The organism is Streptomyces sp. SS1-1 (assembly GCF_008973465.1).
Lineage (GTDB): Bacteria > Actinomycetota > Actinomycetes > Streptomycetales > Streptomycetaceae > Streptomyces.
In genome coordinates this window covers 6,252,700-6,270,578 of the sequence record NZ_WBXN01000004.1, presented here as the reverse complement: position 1 = coordinate 6,270,578, position 17,879 = coordinate 6,252,700, and the positions used below count along the sequence as shown (strand labels likewise).

Genomic DNA, 17,879 nt, shown 5'->3' with positions numbered 1-17,879 from the left:
ACGGCGCGTGGTGCGGAACGAGGGGTGTCATGAGCAGGCTGAACAGGTCGGACCGTCCGTACGACGTCGTGCTCTTCGGTGCGACCGGGTTCGTGGGGGTGCTGACGGCGGAGTACCTCGCCGCCCATGCGCCCGAGGGCCTGCGGTGGGCCGTCGCCGGGCGGGACAGGGCGAAGCTGGAGGCGCTGCGCGCGTCGCTGCCCGAGGGCTCGGAGCCCGGGGTGCTGGAGGCGGACGTCGCCGATCCGGCGTCGGTGCGCCGGCTCGCCGAGCAGGCGCGCGTGGTGGCCTCGACGGTCGGGCCGTACGTGCGGTACGGCGAGGACCTGGTGGCGGCTTGCGCGGACACCGGCGCCGACTACGTCGACCTGTGCGGCGAGCCGGAGTTCGTGGACCTGACGTACGTCCGGCACGACGCCCGCGCGCGGGAGACGGGCGCCCGGCTGGTGCACGCCTGCGGTTTCGACTCGGTCCCGCACGACCTCGGGGCGTACTTCACCGTGCGGCAGTTGCCGGAGGGTGTGCCGCTGACGGTGGACGCCTATGTGACGGCCGACGCCGCCTTCTCGGGCGGCACGTTCGCCTCGGCGCTCGGCCAGTTCGCGCGCGGGCGCCAGATGGCCGCCGCCGCCCGGGACCGGGCCCGGCACGAGCCGCGTCTGATGGGCCGCCGGGCGCTGGCGCCGACGGGGGCGCCGCGGTTCGCCGGGGAGGTCGGCGCGTGGGCGCTGCCGCTGCCGACGATCGACCCGCAGATCGTGAAGCGGTCCGCGCGGGCGCTGGAGCGGTACGGCCCCGACTTCCGCTACCGCCACTACGCGGCCGTACGGCGGCTGCCCGTCGCGGTCGGCGGGGTCGCGGCGATGGGCGCGCTGGTCACGGCGGCCCAGCTGCCGCCGGCCCGGCGCTGGCTGTCGGACCGGCTCAAGCCGGGCGAGGGGCCCGGCCCGGAGAAGCGGGCGAAGAGCTGGTTCTCGGTCCGGTTCGTCGGCGAGGGCGGCGGGCGGCGTGTGTTCACCGAGGTGTCCGGGGGCGACCCGGGCTACGGCGAGACGGCGAAGATGTTCGCGGAGTCGGCGCTCTGCCTGGCCTTCGACGACCTGCCGGAGACGGCCGGCCAGGTCACCACGGCGGTCGCGATGGGCGACGCGCTGACGGAGCGCCTGCGCGCGGCCGGCATCACGTTCCGGGTGGCCGCCACCCGCTGACCCGGCGGCCTCAAAGAGGCCACTGCACCAGCGTGTAGATCATCCCGGCGATCCATCCGAGCCCCGCCAGCACCCCCACGACGAGCGCGGCCGTCACGGCCCGCTCGACGGGACGCCCGGGATCGGCCAACGGCTTCGCTGCACGGTGTGTCGTCATGCCCCACACCTTGCCGAGAACCCGGATCGAACACATCCGTACAGGTACTCAGTCGGGCTACTCAGTGGTCCCCGCCCAAAGTGTGCGGGCGTCGGAAGCTGTCCTGCCCGAAGGCGGTCGCCTCCTTCAGGGCCCGGCGGCAGAGGCTGTCCGCCTGGCGGGTTGTCTCCGGGAGGCGGTAGGTGGGGGTCAGGGCGAGGGTGTGGGCGCAGGCCGTGGCGAGGGTCGTGCGGTGGCCGACCGAGACGAAGACCGGCTTGACGCCGTCCCGGGTGCGCAGGGCGCGGCCCACCTCCTCGTCGCCGGCCAGGAGCGGGGTCGACGAGCCGCGCGGGGCGGCGGGGGTGTCGTAGGTGAAGGTGAACGGGTTCTTGGCGACGCCGATGGTGGGCAGGCCGGTGAGGACGCCGAGGTGGCTGGCGAGGCCGAAGCGGCGGGGGTGCGCGAGGCCGTAGCCGTCGCAGACGACGAGGCCGGGCGGGCACGGCAGGGCGTCCAGGGCCGCCAGCACGGTCGGTATCTCGCGGAAGGCCAGGAGGCCGGGGACGTACGGGAAGGAGATCCGGCCGACGGCGGTGGACTCGGCGACGACCTCCAGGGTCGCCGCGTCGAGGACGACGGCGGCGGCGGCCACGACGTCCCGTTCGTCGTCGTAGGCCACGTCGACGCCGGTGACGTGCCCGGTGCCGGGCGGCGGGCCCGGTTCGTCGCGCACCACCCGGCGCCGCAGCTCGTCCTGGACGGCACGGGCCTCTTCCTCGGTCGCGGGCCGGCCCGCGGGAACTCTCACGCTCGTCATGGTGGGTCAGAGGGTACGAGGCACGCGAGGACCCCCGTGACGGCGGAGGCTCCTTGGCCGTCGCGGGGGTCGGTCTTGGGGGCGGGCGAACGGCTCGTCGCGTGGCGTGCGTTCGCCCTCGTCACCGGGTCCGCCGCCAGGTCGACGGTGCCCGGACGCGCGCGGTCCCGCGGGACGCGGCGCTCAGGGTCACTTGCCCAGTGCCTGCTTGAGCTGGCTCTTGTTCATGTCCGAACGCCCGTGGATGTTGCGCTTCTTCGCCTCCTCGTACAGCTGGTCCCGGGTAGGGCCCTGCGGCCCCTTGCCCGACCGCTCGCCGCCCCGCTGACCCGAGGACTTGTCCTGGGTGGATGTGCGGCTCGCCGTCCTGGACTCGCCGGACCGGGCGCGCTCCTTGTTCACCGTGCGCGCCGCGATCTCCTTGGCGCGCGAGGTGCTCTCGCCCCGGTCCTCGGCGCTCTGCTTGATGTGCTCGTACTGGCGTTCCCGCTTCGGGCTGGAACCGGCTGGCATGGGGGTCACTCCTCTCGCCGTCCGGTTCCCGGGTACCCCGTTTTCGCCTCATCTCTCCAGACGCGCGACCCGGCCCTGTTCGCCGGAGGCCCAGCAGCCCCCGTCGGGCGCGCAGTCCGCCGTGTCGTAGGAGCCGGTGTCGACCGTCCGCCAGGTCCGTCCGCCGTCGGTGGTCAGGTCCGTTCCCGTGGGGCCGACCGCGAGGGCGGCGGAGCGGCTGTGCGGCAGCCAGGCGACGCCCGAGCGGTAGGCGGGCGGGGGCGTGCCCGCGCCGCTCCAGTGCCGTCCGCCGTCGCCGGTGCGGGCCGCGGCCCGCGGGGAGGGCTGGTCGGGGCGGTAGTCGCCGCCGACCGCGAGGCCGTGCGCCCGGTCGCGGAAGGCGAGCGCGAAGACCCCGCGGGCCGGATCGCCGGCCGGGACCGGGGCGTCGGAGGCCGTCCAGGTCAGTCCCCGGTCGGCGGAGTGCAGCACCCGCGCGCGTGCCGCCCCGCCGGTCGCCAGCCAGACGTCCTCGGCGCCGGCGGTGACCAGGCACTGCCCGCTCGCCGCGAACCCGGCCTCGCCGTCGAGCGCGGGCGGCATCCCGGTGTCCGGCAGCACGGTCCAGGAACGGCCGCCGTCCTTCGTGGACAGGATGCGGAACCGGCCGTCGACCGGGTCGCTCATGGCCAGGCCGTGGCGGTGGTCGAAGAAGGCCATGCAGTCGTAGAAGGCCCGTGCGTCGGTGTTGCGGAAGGTCTCTGTCCAGGTCCGGCCGCCGTCGTCGGTGCGGTACACGCGGGAGGCCTCGCCCTCGCCGATGGCCAGCGCCACGGCCCGCCGCGCGTCGAACGCCTCGACGTCCCGGAACTGGAGCTCTCCGGCGCCCGGCGGCGACACGTCCCGCCAGCTCGCCCCGCCGTCGGTGGTGCGCAGGACGGTGCCCCCGGTGCCCGCCAGCCAGGCCGTGTTCCGGCTGACGGCCGACAGGCCCCGGAACCGCGCCTCGGGAGCGCCGCTGTCCTTGAGCACCCAGTGCGGTGCCGGGTGCGGTTTCCCGCCATGCGGCTCCCGTGCCTGGGCGGGCGCGGCCGTCAGCGCGGCCAGGACCGCCCCGCACACCACCGTCGCGGCCACCGCCCAGGCGGTCCGTCCCATCCGTCGCGTGCTTCCCGTACGCCTCATGGCGCGCGAAGCTAGTCCAGCGTCACCCCGGCGTCCAGACGGCCTCATCGGGCACGGACGACCTTCCGGGCACAGGGGGGCGAAGGCGGCACCCGGGTGCATGAAGGCGGTGACAGAGGTCACTCGGATCCGGGGTGCACGGAATGGCTGATTCCGTCGTCTCTACAAGTGCCCGTCCCGCCCGCCCGGATCTCTGTCCCGCCGTCACAAGGGAGCAAGGCGTTGTCCACCGTCATCGAGCAGCCCGTCGAGGCCCGCCTCGTCGCCGCCGCGCCGCGGATGCAGCGCATCCCCGCGACCCTCCACTACGACCGGCGCGACCCGTTCGCCGTCCGGATGACCTTCCCGGCCCCGGCCACCCTGGAGGGCGTGGAGGTCTGCTGGACCTTCAGCCGCGACCTGCTGCTGGCCGGCCTGGAGGAACCCCAGGGCGACGGCGACGTCCGGGTGCGCCCGTACGGGTACGACCGTACGGTCCTGGAGTTCCACGCCCCGGAGGGCACCGCCGTGGTGCACATCCGCTCGGGCGAGGTGCGCCGGTTCCTGCGCTCCACCAGCGAGCTGGTCCCCCTCGGCCTGGAGCACCTCCAGCTCGACATGGACCGCGATCTGGCGGAGCTCATGCGGGACGCCTGCTGACGTCCCGCAGCCGGGATCCCCGTGGGGCCCCGCGCCGCGCCTTTTAATTCCGTTGACACCGTCCGCACCCCCTCCTACGGTGTACAGCGTCCTGTTGCCGCCGATTGGAGAAGGACGTTGCTCGTCTGAGGTCCTGAGACACCGCGTCACACCACCCGTGTGTGCACGCCGCGTGCGACCTCGGCGTCCGAGCCGTCCCAGCGGTTTCAGCCGTCCCAGCGGTTTCAGCCGTCTCCATGGAGCAGGGCTTTCCTCCTGCCCGGGGCCCTCTCACCGCCCGTAGGTCGCCGGTGTCTCGATACGCGTTTGCCCCTGTTCGTCCGAGCAACCGCGGAGGCGCCCCCTCATGTCAACTTCCATCAGCTGTACCTCCCTGTCCTTCTCCTGGCCCGACGGATCCTCCGTCTTCGAGGGCCTGGACGTCGCGTTCGGTCCCGGCAGGACCGGGCTCGTCGGCGTGAACGGATCGGGAAAATCGACCCTGTTGAAGCTCGTCGCCGGTGAACTCGCCCCGGCCGACGGCACCGTTCGCGTCGCCGGCGAGATCGGGTATCTGCCGCAGAACGTCACGCTCGACACCGAGCTCCGCGTCGACCAGGCGCTCGGCATCGACGCGAAACGGGCCGCGCTGCACGCCATCGAGGCGGGCGACGTGGCCGAGGAGCACTTCGAGACCGTCGGCGACGACTGGGACGTGGAGGAGCGCGCCCTCGCCACCCTCGGCGAACTCGGCCTCGGTCACATCGCGTTGGACCGCACGATCGGCGAGGTGTCGGGCGGCGAGTCGGTGCTGCTGCGGCTGGCCGCGCTGCTGCTGCGCCGGCCGGACGTCCTGCTCCTCGACGAGCCCACCAACAACCTCGACCTGTACGCCCGCAGGCGGCTGTACGCGGCCGTCGAATCCTGGCCGGGGGTGATGGTGGTGGTCAGCCACGACCGCGAACTCCTCGACCTGGTCGACCAGATCGCCGATCTGCGCGCCGGCACGATCAGCTGGTTCGGCGGCAACTACTCGGCCTACGAGGTGGCCCTCGCCACCGAGCAGGAGGCCGCCGAGCGCATGGTGCGGGTCGCCGAGGCCGACCTGAGGAAGCAGAAGCGCGAACTGGCCGACGCGCAGGTGAAGCTGGCCCGCCGCAAGCGCTACGGCCAGAAGATGTGGGACCAGAAACGCGAGCCGAAGATCGTCATGGGGGCGCGCAAGCGGGCGGCACAGGAGTCCGCGGGCAAGCACCGCATCATGCACGAGGAGAGGCTCGCCGAGGCCAGGGAGCGCCTGGACGACGCGGTGGACGCCGTGCGGGACGACGACGAGATCCGCGTCGACCTGCCGTACACGGCCGTCCCGCCGGGCCGCGGTGTGCTCGCGCTGCGGGAGCTGGAGGTGAGCCACGGGGCGCGGGTGCCCGGCGGTCTCGATGTGCACGGCCCGGAGCGGATCGCGCTGGTCGGGCGCAACGGCTCGGGCAAGACGACGCTGCTGCGGACCATCGCGGGCGAACTGCCGCCCGTGGCGGGCGAGGTGACGGCCCATGTGCCGCTGCGCTTCCTGCCGCAGCGCCTCGACGTCCTCGACGACGAGGTGTCCGTCGTCGCGAACGTCGCCCGGTTCGCTCCGGCGGCCGGCAACAACCGGATCCGGGCGCAGCTGGCCCGCTTCCTGTTCCGGGGCGCCCGCGCCGACCAGCTCGCGGCGACGCTCTCGGGCGGCGAGCGGTTCCGGGCGGCCCTGGCCGCGCTGATGCTGGCCGAGCCCGCGCCGCAGCTGCTGATGCTGGACGAGCCGACGAACAACCTGGACATGGCGAGCGTGCGGCAGCTCACCTCGGCGCTGGAGTCGTACGAGGGGGCGCTGATCGTGGCCAGCCACGACCTGCCGTTCCTGGAGTCCATCGGCATCACGCGCTGGCTCATGATCGAGGAGGGAGAGCTGAGGGAGATCTCGCCGGAGGCCGTCGGGTATCCCGCCTGACGCCACCGCCATCGGTGCCCACGACGTGGACGCAGGGGTTTCCTACGGACGGGTAACCCCTGCATGATGGCCGTCCGGCACCCCCTGCATCATGGGTCCCGGAACCTGCCACCGATCCGAAAGATCCCGTCGTGTCCAGCAAGAAGGCCCTCATCCGCCGCCCCGGTCCGCGTCTCGCCGAGGGGCTGGTCACCCACGTCGAGCGGGCGGAGGTCGACGTCGACCTCGCGCTCGAGCAGTGGGAGGCGTACGCGGAGGCCCTGCGCGCACACGACTGGGAAACCGTCGAGGTGGACCCGGCCGACGACTGCCCCGACGCGGTGTTCGTCGAGGACACGGTCGTGATGTACCGCAACGTCGCCCTGATCACGCGGCCCGGCGCCGAGTCCCGGCGGCCCGAGACGGAGGGCGTGGAGGAGGCCGTCGCCTCGCTGGGCTGCTCGGTGAACTGGATCTGGGAGCCGGGCACCCTGGACGGCGGCGACGTCCTGAAGGTCGGCGACACGATCTACGTCGGCCGGGGCGGCCGTACCAACGCGGCCGGGGTGCAGCAGTTGCGGGCCGCCTTCGAACCGCTCGGGGCACGCGTGATCGCCGTACCGGTCAGCAAGGTGCTGCATCTGAAATCGGCCATCACGGCGCTGCCCGACGGGACGATCCTGGGGCGTATCCCGCAGCTCGACGTCCCCTCGCTGTTCCCGCGCTTCCTGCCGGTGCCGGAGGACTCCGGGTCGCACGTGGTGCTGCTCGGCGGGGACCGGCTGCTCATCGCGGCGAGCGCCCCCAAGACGGCGGAGCTGCTGGCCGACCTCGGGCACGAACCGGTCGTCGTCGACATCAGCGAGTTCGAGAAGCTGGAAGGCTGTGTGACATGCCTCTCGGTGCGGATGCGGGAGCTGTACGCCTGACCGGCTGAGCATGTCACTCGTCCGGCCCCGGGACCTGCGTGTCCCGGGGCCGGACGCATATCGGCGCAGTCCCGGCGGAAGCGCCGCTGATCAGCGGTCTTTACGGCGTTCTTAACCTACGGCTTCGTAACCTACGGATTCGTAGCCTACGATTCCGTAAGTTGCCGGCACCGCTCGCCGGTCCCCCGCTTTCGCAGTCCCGTCCCCCTGGAGTTCCTGTGACGATCGCTTCCCCGCACCTCGGCAGCCCCGCCGTCTGGACCGACGCCCGTCTGCTGTACGCCCTGGAGGAAGTGGTCGAGAAGGAGCTCAACCGGCATCTGGGGGTCGCCAAGGACTGGATGCCGCACGAGTACGTGCCGTGGACGGACGGCCGCAACTTCCCCGGCCTGTTCGAGGACGGCGAGGCCTGGGACAAGGAGCAGTCCAAGGTCACCGAGATCGGCCGGATCGCGCTGGTCGTGAACCTGCTGACCGAGGACAACCTCCCCAGCTACCACCACGAGATCGCCTCGCTCTTCGGCCGCGACGGCGCCTGGGGCACCTGGGTGCACCGCTGGACCGCCGAGGAGGGCCGGCACGGCATCGTGATGCGGGACTACCTGCTGACCTCGCGGGCGGTGGACCCGGACAAGCTGGAGCAGTTCCGCATGGCCCACATGAGCGAGGGCTTCGAGTCGGACAACCGGCACTCGATGCTCCACTCGGTCGCCTACGTGGCCTTCCAGGAGTTGGCGACCCGTATCTCGCACCGCAACACCGGGCACCAGTCCGGCGACCCGGTCTGCGACCGCATGCTGGCCCGCATCGCGACCGACGAGAACCTGCACATGGTCTTCTACCGGAACCTGCTGAAGGCCGCCTTCGAGCTGGCGCCCGACCTCACCATGCAGGCCGTCCGCGACGTCGTCGTGAACTTCCGCATGCCCGGCCACGGCATCCCCGGCTTCGAGCGCGCCGCCGCCCAGATGGCCATCGGCGAGGTCTACAACCTGCGCATCCACCACGACGACGTGATCCAGCCGGTGCTGCGCTTCCTGAAGATCATGGAGATCGACGGCCTCGGCCCGGAGGGCAAGCAGGCGCAGGAGGAGCTGGGCCTGTTCATGGGCGGCCTGGATGCCGAGGCGTCGAAGTTCGACGAGAAGCTCGCGGCCCGCAAGGCCCGGATGGCGGCCCGCGCCGCCGGCTGACCCGGCCGCGCGAGGGGCTCAGGCCCGGCGGGAGGTGCGCCTGATCTCCAGGCGCTCCTTCTCGGACAGACCGCCCCAGACACCGAAGCGCTCGTCGTGGTCGAGCGCGTAGTCCAGGCAGGCGGAGCGGATCGGGCACAGCCCGCAGATCCGCTTCGCCTCCCGGACGGAGCTGCCCGGCTCGGGGAAGAAGAAGTCCGCCCCGGTCTGTGCGCACAGCGCCTCTTCCTGCCAGGCCAGGTCGGCCGGGGTGAGCGGCGTGACCGCTGTGATCGTGTCGATGTGCATGGGCCAGATCGTGCCCGGCGGCGAAAAACGTTCGATCAACGCGCGATCAACGCCGCCTCGCGAGGCCCCCGGACCCTGGGACACGCCCTCGATGGTGCCCGCTCCGGGCAGCGCCGCGCACGGCGGCGCGCGGAAGCGGACGGCCGCCCCGGCAGACGGCGGCGTTCCGGCGGCGCCCGCCCCCACGCGGTGGAAGACTCGGCCGTGCAGAGACCGGGACCCTTCCGAGGAGGGCGAGATGCTCACCACCCGTTATGTCACCGGAGCGCCGAACTGGGTCGACCTCGGCACGCCCGACCTCGACGGTGCCGGTGCCTTCTACGGCGGCCTGTTCGGCTGGCGGTTCCGGCCGGGCGGACCGGAGACCGGCGGATACGGCTTCTTCCAGCTCGACGGCAGGACGGCGGCCGCCGGGATGCGGACCTCCGAGGAGCAGGGGCCGCCCTCCTGGACGGTGTACTTCCAGACCCCGGACGCGGACGCCACCGCGAAGGCCGCCGAGGACGCGCACGGCTCGGTGCTGGTGCCGCCGATGGACGTGCTGGACCAGGGCCGTATGGCGCGCCTCGCCGACAAGTCGGGGGTGCCCTTCGGGATCTGGCAGCCCGGCGCGAACCAGGGCCTCGACGTCGTACAGGAGCCGGGCTCCCTGTGCTGGCTGGAGCTGTACACGACGGACGTCCCGGCGGCGGCCGGGTTCTACAACGCCGCACTCGGGCTGGAGACGTTCGCCCTGGACTTCTACGGCGGCACCTACACGACCTTCAGCCCGGGCGGGCAGGGCGAGGACGCCATGTTCGGCGGGGTGGTCGACAAGGCCGACGATCCGGTGGAGGCGCGGGCCCCGTCGTACTGGCTGCCGTACTTCGAGGTCGCCGACACCGACGCGGCCGTGGAGAAGACGCGGGAGGGGGGCGGCACCGTGCGGATGCCGGCCACGGACCTCCCGGACGTCGGCCGGATCGCCAAGCTGGCCGACCCGTACGGCGCCCGGTTCGCCGTGATCAAGAGCGCGCGGCGCGGGAGCTGACCGTTCAGGCCGAGGCGCGCCGGACCAGAGTCGTCGGCAGGACCACGCTGGACGGGGGCGGGGCGACGGGCTCGTCGGCGGGGCGCCGGTCGAGCTCGCGCAGCAGCAGCCGGGCCATCAGGCGCCCCATCTCCTCTATGTCCTGACGGACCGTGGTGAGCGCCGGATCGGTCTGTTCGGCGACCGGCAGCATGTCGTCGAACCCGATCACGGCCACGTCCTCCGGGACCCGCCGGCCGGCCTCCCGCAGCACGCGCAGCGCGCCCGCCGCGGTCAGGTCGTTGGCGGCGAAGACGGCGTCGATGTCCGGGCAGCGCTCCAGCAACTCCCGCATCGCCCGCTCGCCGCCGGCCGGGGTGAAGTCGCCCTCGGCGATGAGCCGCGGGTCGGCGTCGACCATGACGTCCCGGTACCCGTCCAGCCGGTCCACCGCGGAGGTCTGGTCGAGGGCGCCCGCGATGTGCGCGATCCGGGTGCGGCCGAGGCCGGCGAGATGGCGTACGGCGTCGCGCGCGCCTCCCCGGTTGTCGACGTCGACGTAGACGACGCCCCGGGTCTCGCCGCTCCAGCCGGGCCGGCCGCCGAACACGGTCGGCACCCCGGCGCTCCGGATCAGGCCGGGCAGCGGGTCGTCGAGGTGCAGGGAGAAGACGAGCGCCCCGTCGACATGGCCTCCGGCGAGGTAGCGGGCGACGCGGGCGTGGTCGTCGCGCCCCTCGGTGAGCAGCAGCACGAGCTGGTTGTCGTGGGCGGTCAGCTCCTTGCTGATGCCGCGCAGCTGGAGCGCGAAGAACGGGTCGGCGAAGACACGGGTCTCCGGTTCGGCGACGATGACCGCGACGGCGTCGTGCCGGCGGGTCACCAGGCTGCGCGCGGCCTGGTTGGGGACGTAGCCGAGTTCGTCGACCGCCTTGCGGACCCGTTCGACGAGGCGTTCGCGTACGCCGTCCCCGCCGTTGACCACCCGGGACACGGTGGCCCGTGAGACCCCGGCCCGGGCGGCCACGGCCTCCAGCGTGGGGCGCGGGGCGGTTTCGGTCACTTCACGGCTCCTCGTCGGCGGTTGCCGATCAGGATAGCCATGGCCGGGGCCGTTTGTGAGAGCGCTCTCGCAGCCGCCCGTCCCGGCAGGGCCGCTCAGTGCTCGTGCGGCTCGTGCGGCTCGTGGCCCGGGATCGTCCCGTCCTTCTTCCTGACCAGGAACAGCCCGACCATGCCCATGTCGGAGTGGCTCTGCACATGGCAGTGGTACATCCAGGCGCCCGCGCCGACGCCCTCGCCCGCGATCACCTGGAAGCCGAACGAGTCCGCCGGGCCGACGATCTTGTTGTCGATCACCTGGCTCAGGTCGTCGGGGCCGGTCAGCAGGCCGGTGCGGTTGTCGGCCCAGCGGTGCCCGTGCAGATGGAAGGTGTGGTAGTACTCGCCGTGCGTGATCATCACGAACTCGACGCGGTCGCCCACCGTGGCCTCGAAGTCCGGACCGCTGTGCGCCGGTCTGTTGTTGATGAGCATGTCGTTGAAGACGATCGTGTGCGTCGCGTCCGGCAGGACGTCGCCCTTGCGCCGGACGACGACCGGCCCGTACAGGCCCTTGCGGATGCCGCCCGTGCCGTGTTCGGTGCCGACGACGTGGTCGTGGTAGTGCCAGTAGCCGGCGCTGCCCGCCCGCCAGGTGCCGTCCGCGCGGCGGCCCGGGGCGTGGGTGCGCCAGGTGTAGGTGCGGGTGCCGCCGGGCTCGACGTCGCTCCGGTTGAGCTTGGTGCCGTCGCTGGTGATCTCGTAGTCGAGGCCGTGGACGTGCAGGCTCGCCGGGACGTCCAGGGTGTTCTCGACCTCGATGTGGGCGGTGTCGCCCTCGTTGAGCTCGATCAGCGGGCCGGGGATCGTCGCCTTGCCCTTCTCGAACCCGTAGCCGAGCTGCCCGTCGGCCAGTTTCTCGATGTAGAGCTTGAGATGGCGGACCTCGCCCCCGGCCGGGGCGGTCCGCGCCGGGGCGGCCGCACCCGCCGCCTCGGGCACGGACGCCAGGGACAACGATGTCGCGACGGTCGCGCCGCCGAGCAGTACACGTCGGTTGAAACTGCGTCTGTCCATGCCGAACTCCCCACGGCGTTACGGAAATTCACGGGAGTGAACCGCAGCGACGGTACCGGCCGCCCCCGCGTTTATCCACACTCAGGACAAAGTTCGTCCGAGTCCGGTCATAGGTATTGGCGAGTTGTTCAAAGGGGTCTAACTTCCTGGGCTGTGTCCGCTGTTGCTGTGACCGGGGAGGTGCCCATGCACTTACGAGGGTTGAGCACGAGAAGACGTACCTGGGTGGCCGGTGTGGCCGCGGGGGTCGTGGCCGCCGGACTGATGTCCGCGCCGGCGGCGACCGCGCGCCCGGCGCCGGACCCGCCCCTGACAACGATGTCCATCAAGTCGCCGCCGGGCGGCGCGAATGTGCGGGTGCTCATCTTCCACGGGTCGGCGGCGGCCGGTGAGGAGTCGCCCCTGGTGAACGCCGGCATCGAGGCCATCGAGAAGATCGGCCTGTCGGGACCCGCGGAGCAGCGCTTCGCGGTCACGGCGACGAAGGACGCCTCGGTCTTCACCAACGAGACGAAGCTGAGCCGCTTCAACGCGATCGTGTTCCTCACCGGCGGAGGTGACGTCCTCGACCCCGAGCAGGAGGCGGGCCTCGAGGCGTACATGGAGGCGGGCGGCGGTTTCGTCGGCATCCATGACGCGGCGCGCGCCGAGCCGTACTCGGACTGGTTCACCGGCTTGATCGGGGCGCGTCCCGCGAGCGGGAGCCCGGCGACCGCGCAGCGCGCGGTCGTCGAGGTGGGCGACCGGCGGCACCCGGCCACCCAGGAGCTGCCGCTGCAGTGGAAGCGCCCGGACAAGTGGCTGAACTGGGTGAAGAACCCGTCCGGCGAGGTGCACACGGTCGCCCGGGTGCGCGAGTCGTCGTACCAGCCGGGTGCGGGCGCGGGCGGCTGGGACCACCCGGTGAGCTGGTGCCGTGACTACGACGGCGGCCGGTCCTTCTACACCGGGATGGGCGGCACGGTCTCCTCGTACGACGAGACGGACTTCCGTTCCCATCTGCGCGGCGCCCTGCTGTGGACGACGCGGCTGGTGCGGGCCGACTGCAAGGCCACCATCACCGGCAACTACAAGGCGGAGCGGCTCACCCAGCCCAACCAGCCGGGGCAGAACGACCAGATCGGCGAACCGCACGGCCTGGTCACGGCCCCCGACGGCCGGGTGCTCTACATCGGCCGCGGCGGCGCCGACTCCTCGCAGCCCGTGATCACGGACTGGAACAACCCCGACGTCGGCAAGGGCAAGGGCGAGATCCACGTCTACGACCCGAGGACGAAGAAGGTCACCCTCGCCGGGGCGCTGACCGTCTTCGGCAACAAGGGCGGCGGGGACGAGCTGACCAAGGTCGAGGAGGGGCTCCTCGGCATCGAGCTCGATCCGCGCTTCGAGGACAACGGCTGGGTGTACCTGCACTACACCCCGCACTCACGGATCGACCGGGACAAGCAGATGGCCGAGCGGCGCGTCTCCCGCTTCACGCTCGACCTGGCGACGAACAAGCTCGACCTCGGCAGCGAGAAGGTGCTGCTCAAGTGGCCCGTGCAGATCCACAGTTGCTGCCACGCGGGCGGCGGGATGGCCTGGGACTCCAAGGGCAACCTGTACATCGCCACCGGTGACAACAACTCCAGCGGGTTCAGCGACGGCTACTCGGGCAACAACCCCGCGCCGAACTACAAGGGCGTGTCGTTCGCCGACGCGCGCCGCACCGCCGGCAACACCAACAACCTCAACGGCAAGATCCTGCGCATCCACCCGGAGCCGGACGGCACCTACACCCTGCCGGAGGGCAACCTCTTCACCGGTGAGGAGACCGCCGAGGGCGGCGGCAAGACCCGCGGCGAGATCTATGTGATGGGCGTCCGCAACCCGGCGCGCATCTCCGTCGACAAGCGGACCGACGTGCTCTACGCGGGCTGGGTGGGCCCGGACGCCGGTGCCCCGTCGACGACCTGGGGTCCGGCGAAGTACGACACGTTCGCCGTCATCACCAAGGCGAGCAACCGGGGCTGGCCCTACTGCATGGGCAACAAGCAGCCCTACCGGGACCGCAATCTGCCCGACCCGGGCAAGCCGCTGGGCTGGTACGACTGCGACCACCCGAAGAACGAGTCGCCGAACAACGACGGCCTGGTCAACCTGCCGCCGGTGACCGGCAACAACATCTGGTACTCCCCGCAGGGCGGCGCCCCGGACTTCCCGCGCGACGCGAACGGCGTGCCGTCGTACAAGCAGGAGGAGGCCACCTACGCGCTGCCGTGGCTGAAGGGCGGCGGGCAGGCCGCGATGAACGGGCCGGTGTACCGGTACGACGCGGAGAACACCAGCGCGACCAAGTGGCCGGCGTACTGGGACGGCAAGTGGTTCGTCGGCGACTTCTACGACGCCGACCAGCCGCGCAATGCGGTGCTCACCGACCTGAAGACCCATGGGGACGGCGGTCTGCCGGTCCACTCGGAGTCGCTGAAGAAGATCGTGCCGATCGGCAACGACGGCATCAAGAACCTCATGGACTGGAAGTTCGGTCCGGACGGCGCGCTGTACGTGCTCGACTACGGCCGCGGCTTCTTCACCTCGGACGGCAAGTCGGCCCTGTGGCGGGTCACCTACACCGGCGGCGGGCCCACCCCGGCCGCCGGCCAACTCGCGAGGGGGACGCAGTGACACGAAGAGCATGGGCGGCCCTGCTGGCCGCGCTGCTGGTGGTGCTCGGGCTCCAGGCCCTGCCCGCGGCGGGACAGTCGCGGCCGGAGGCGCGGGCGGCCGCCGCACAGGTGCTCACCTGGACGGCGGGCGACGACATCACCAAGTACGGCTCGGCGCCCACGACGGCCGTGGCGGGCCCGGCGACGATCGTGTTCGAGAACAGCGCGGCGACCGGCAACACCACCGGGATGCCGCACACGCTGACCTTCGACACCTCGGACGTCGAGTTCAACGACGACGTGCAGCTCAACATCCTGGCCAACCCGAACGACGACCAGGGCGGCCGGCACACGGCGGAGGTCACGCTCACCCCCGGCCGGTACCGCTACCACTGCACGATCCCCGGCCACGGGCAGATGCAGGGCATCCTGATCGTCACCGAGGGCACCGGCGAGGACACGACGGCCCCGGAGGCGACGGCCCACGTCAGCGGGACGCAGAACGCCCAGGGCCAGTACGTCGGTTCGGCGAGCGTGGCCGTCCACGCCACCGACGAGGAGGGCGGCTCCGGCGTCGACCGCGTCGAGTACGCGCTCGGCGACGGCGCCTGGCAGCCGTACACCGCGCCGGTCGTGGTCGACCAGGTCGGCGACCACACGGTCCGCTACCGGGCGCTGGACAAGGCGGGCAACGTGTCGCCGGAGAAGAGCGTCACGTTCACGGTGGTGGCGCCCGAGTCCGACGACACCACTCCCCCTGAGACGTCGGCGACGGTCAGCGGCGAGAAGGACGCCGACGGTGCGTACATCGGCATGGCGACCGTCACGGTCTCGGCGTCCGACACCGGCAGCGGTGTCAACGACGTCGAGTACGCGCTGGGCGACGGCGCCTGGCAGCCGTACACCGCGCCGGTGATGGTGCACGAGGCGGGCGGCCACACCGTGCGCTACCGGGCCACCGACAAGGCGGGCAACGTGGCGCCCGCCAAGGACGTGCGGTTCACGGTCGTGCCGGCGCCCGAGGACGACACGACGGCACCGGTGACGGGCGTGACGGTCGAGGGCACGAAGAACTCGTCCGGCGCGTACGTCGGCAACGCGAAGGTGACCGTCACGGCGACCGACGAGCACCACGGCTCGGGCGTCGACCGGATCGAGTACTCCATCGACGGCGGGCCGTACCTGGCGTACACCGCGCCGGTCGTCGTGGACCGGGCGGGCACCCACACGCTGGCCTACCGGGCGACCGACAAGGCGGGCAACACCTCAGCCGCCCGTACGGTCACCTTCACGGTGGTCGCCGGTCAGGTCCCGGCGCCCAACTGCCCGGAGTTCGACGAGCGGCTGACGGTGATCGTCGGCACGGTCGACTCGGGCGTGCCGAACCGGCTCACGAACAGCCGGTGCCGGATCAACGAGCTGATCGAGGACGAGAAGGAGTGGACGTCGCACGCGCTGTTCCTCAAGCACGTGACGTCCGTCCTGGACAAGCTCCTGAAGGAGGGGGTTGTCGACCAGCGGGAGTACAAGGCGATCCGCAAGGCTGCCCGTCAGTCCGGGATCGGCGAGCCGGGCCAGACCGAGGGGTACCGCACGATCCTCGACGGCAGCCCTGACTCGTTCGCCAGGTGGCAGCAGGTGGGCGGCGGTTCGTTCGCACCGAACGGCGACGGCTCGATCACCAGCGGCACGAGCCGGTCCGGCCTGGGCATGCTGTGGTTCCCGGAGCGCAAGTACGGGGACTTCTCGCTGAAGCTGCAGTGGCGGGACGACGCGCCGGGCACGGGCAACGCCAACGCCGGTGTGTTCGTGCGCTTCCCGTGGGTGCACGACCACCTCGAGGAGCCGCGGCCGGAGTGGGCGGCCATCAAGTTCGGGCACGAGATCCAGGTGTTCGACTCGCCCACCGGCGACATGTACAAGACCGGGTCGGTCTACGGCTTCGACCGGGTGGGGCTCGCCGGTGCCGGCGTCACCCAGAAGGGCACGTGGAACGACTATGAGATCCGGGTGGTCGGCCAGCACTACTCGGTCTTCCGCAACGGCGTGCTGATCAACGAGTTCGAGAACACCGGCGGCCAGGTCTTCGAGCCGCCGCGCTCGGACGACCCGGGCACGGACGGACGGCGGTTCGCCTCCGGCTACATCGGGCTCCAGGTGCACAGCACGACGGACGTGGTCTCGTACCGGGACGTGCGGATCAAGGAGCTGTAGGCTCCGGCGGCGTCTCCTCGTGGGGCGCCGCCTTCCTGGCCCGGCTCGGCTGTACCCGCTTGGGCTCCCCCGGCATCTTCGGATACTCGGGCGGGTACGGCAGATCGCCGAGGCCGTGGTCGCGCTCGTCCTTGTTCGCGAGGTCCAGCAGCGCGTCCAGCGAGAAGCGGTGGTCGTCCATGTCGGCGTGCACGTCGCCGAGTTCGGCGAAGCGCGCCGGCATGGTCGCAATGTCGAAGTCCCGCGGGTGGGCGGTGCCCACCTCCTCCCAGCGCAGCGGCGCCGAGACGGGGGCGTGCGGCCGGGCCCGCACGGAGTAGGCGGAGGCGATGGTGCGGTCCCGGGCGGTCTGGTTGTAGTCGATGAAGATGCGCTCGCCCCGCTCCTCCTTCCACCACTTGATCGTGACCTGCTCCGGCATCCGGCGTTCCATCTCCCGTCCGACCGCGATGGCGGCCCGCCGGACCTGGGTGAACGTCCAGCGCGGTTCGATCGGCACGAAGACGTGCAGCCCGCGCCCGCCGGACGTCTTAGGCCAGCCGCGCAGACCTCCGAACTCGTCGAGCACGGACCGCAGTTCGTGGGCGGCGCGCACGGCGTCGTCGTAGTCGGTGCCGGGCTGCGGGTCGAGGTCGATGCGCAGTTCGTCGGGGTGGTCGACGTCGTCGCGGCGGACCGGCCAGGGGTGGAAGGTGAGCGTGCCGTACTGGGCGGCCCAGACGACGGCCGCCTCCTCGGTGGGGCACATCTCGTCGGCGCTGCGCCCGCTGGGGAAGGTGATGTGGGCGGTGGGGATCCAGTCGGGCATGTTCTTGGGCGCCCGCTTCTGGTAGAACCACTCGCCGGTCACCCCGTCGGGGTAGCGCTCCAGGGTGGTCGGCCGGTCGCGCAGGGCGCGCAGGATGCCGGGGCCGACGGCGGCGTAGTACCGGGCCAGGTCCAGCTTGGTGAATCCGCGCTCCGGGAAGAAGACCTTGCCGGGGCTGGACAGCCGTACGGTCCGCCCGCCCGCCTCCACTTCCACCGCTTCGCCCATGGCCGCCACGGTAGGC

The 17,879-nt window shown here is 71.9% G+C and carries 16 protein-coding genes; 8 read left to right on the top strand and 8 right to left on the bottom strand.

Going from position 1 to position 17,879, the window contains the following annotated elements; translation table 11 throughout:
• Positions 1-29: 29 nt before the first annotated feature.
• On the top strand, positions 30-1,208 hold the full coding sequence (locus F8R89_RS29930; RefSeq protein ID WP_151786872.1) for a saccharopine dehydrogenase family protein: 1,179 nt from the start codon (positions 30-32) through the stop codon (positions 1,206-1,208).
• A 10-nt stretch (positions 1,209-1,218) separates the two neighbouring features.
• Here F8R89_RS29930 and mmpA read toward each other — a convergent pair whose 3' ends face one another.
• The 4 genes from mmpA to F8R89_RS29910 all read right to left on the bottom strand — a co-directional run bounded on the left by mmpA (position 1,219) and on the right by F8R89_RS29910 (position 3,814).
• Entirely contained in the window at positions 1,219-1,365 is a 147-nt protein-coding gene (gene mmpA, locus F8R89_RS29925; RefSeq protein ID WP_192806273.1) for a morphogenic membrane protein MmpA, read from the bottom strand.
• A gap of 61 nt (positions 1,366-1,426) precedes the next feature.
• Complete coding sequence (locus F8R89_RS29920) at positions 1,427-2,164, bottom strand: endonuclease V (protein WP_151786870.1); 738 nt, start codon at positions 2,162-2,164, stop codon at positions 1,427-1,429.
• A gap of 189 nt (positions 2,165-2,353) precedes the next feature.
• On the bottom strand, positions 2,354-2,677 hold the full coding sequence (locus tag F8R89_RS29915; protein ID WP_151786869.1) for a plasmid stabilization protein: 324 nt from the start codon (positions 2,675-2,677) through the stop codon (positions 2,354-2,356).
• Positions 2,678-2,725: 48 nt separating this feature from the next.
• Positions 2,726-3,814 carry a WD40/YVTN/BNR-like repeat-containing protein gene (locus F8R89_RS29910; protein ID WP_151786868.1) on the bottom strand — a complete coding sequence of 363 codons (1,089 nt, stop codon included), beginning with the start codon at positions 3,812-3,814 and terminating at the stop codon, positions 2,726-2,728.
• Positions 3,815-4,063: 249 nt separating this feature from the next.
• Here F8R89_RS29910 and F8R89_RS29905 point away from each other — a divergent pair, with 249 nt between their 5' ends.
• The 4 genes from F8R89_RS29905 to F8R89_RS29890 all read left to right on the top strand — a co-directional run bounded on the left by F8R89_RS29905 (position 4,064) and on the right by F8R89_RS29890 (position 8,553).
• Positions 4,064-4,480, top strand: a complete 417-nt coding sequence (locus F8R89_RS29905; protein WP_151786867.1) for an SsgA family sporulation/cell division regulator — start codon at positions 4,064-4,066, stop codon at positions 4,478-4,480.
• A 346-nt stretch (positions 4,481-4,826) separates the two neighbouring features.
• Positions 4,827-6,452, top strand: a complete 1,626-nt coding sequence (locus tag F8R89_RS29900) for an ABC-F family ATP-binding cassette domain-containing protein (protein WP_151786866.1) — start codon at positions 4,827-4,829, stop codon at positions 6,450-6,452.
• 131 nt (positions 6,453-6,583) lie between these two features.
• Positions 6,584-7,360 (top strand): dimethylargininase, encoded by a 777-nt coding sequence (ddaH, locus tag F8R89_RS29895; protein WP_151786865.1) that lies wholly within the window; start codon positions 6,584-6,586, stop codon positions 7,358-7,360.
• Between the two features lie 218 nt (positions 7,361-7,578).
• Positions 7,579-8,553, top strand: coding sequence for an acyl-ACP desaturase (locus F8R89_RS29890; RefSeq protein ID WP_151786864.1), 975 nt, complete (start codon positions 7,579-7,581; stop codon positions 8,551-8,553).
• Between the two features lie 18 nt (positions 8,554-8,571).
• Here F8R89_RS29890 and F8R89_RS29885 read toward each other — a convergent pair whose 3' ends face one another.
• Positions 8,572-8,841, bottom strand: a complete 270-nt coding sequence (locus F8R89_RS29885; RefSeq protein ID WP_192806272.1) for a WhiB family transcriptional regulator — start codon at positions 8,839-8,841, stop codon at positions 8,572-8,574.
• A 238-nt stretch (positions 8,842-9,079) separates the two neighbouring features.
• On the opposite strand from F8R89_RS29885, the gene F8R89_RS29880 reads away from it, so the two are divergent.
• The gene (locus tag F8R89_RS29880) at positions 9,080-9,871 is read left to right on the top strand and encodes a VOC family protein (protein WP_151786862.1); all 792 of its coding nucleotides are present in this window, start codon (positions 9,080-9,082) and stop codon (positions 9,869-9,871) included.
• A gap of 4 nt (positions 9,872-9,875) precedes the next feature.
• Here F8R89_RS29880 and F8R89_RS29875 read toward each other — a convergent pair whose 3' ends face one another.
• Together F8R89_RS29875 and F8R89_RS29870 are read right to left on the bottom strand one after the other, a co-directional pair.
• A complete protein-coding gene (locus F8R89_RS29875) occupies positions 9,876-10,913 on the bottom strand; it encodes a LacI family DNA-binding transcriptional regulator (RefSeq protein WP_151786861.1) in 1,038 nt (345 codons plus the stop codon).
• 95 nt (positions 10,914-11,008) lie between these two features.
• Positions 11,009-11,968 carry a multicopper oxidase domain-containing protein gene (locus F8R89_RS29870; protein WP_151786860.1) on the bottom strand — a complete coding sequence of 320 codons (960 nt, stop codon included), beginning with the start codon at positions 11,966-11,968 and terminating at the stop codon, positions 11,009-11,011.
• Positions 11,969-12,154: 186 nt separating this feature from the next.
• Between F8R89_RS29870 and F8R89_RS29865 the strand changes: the two genes are divergently transcribed.
• Together F8R89_RS29865 and F8R89_RS29860 are read left to right on the top strand one after the other, a co-directional pair.
• Complete coding sequence (locus F8R89_RS29865) at positions 12,155-14,632, top strand: ThuA domain-containing protein (RefSeq protein WP_192806271.1); 2,478 nt, start codon at positions 12,155-12,157, stop codon at positions 14,630-14,632.
• Complete coding sequence (locus F8R89_RS29860; protein WP_151786859.1) at positions 14,629-16,827, top strand: OmpL47-type beta-barrel domain-containing protein; 2,199 nt, start codon at positions 14,629-14,631, stop codon at positions 16,825-16,827. The genes F8R89_RS29865 and F8R89_RS29860 overlap by 4 nt, the downstream gene beginning before the upstream one ends.
• Here the strand turns inward: F8R89_RS29860 and ligD are convergent.
• Positions 16,814-17,863: a non-homologous end-joining DNA ligase gene (ligD, locus tag F8R89_RS29855; protein ID WP_151786858.1), complete on the bottom strand. Its 1,050-nt coding sequence runs from the start codon at positions 17,861-17,863 to the stop codon at positions 16,814-16,816. The two genes, F8R89_RS29860 and ligD, sit on opposite strands and share 14 nt — an antisense overlap.
• Positions 17,864-17,879 lie beyond the last annotated feature (16 nt).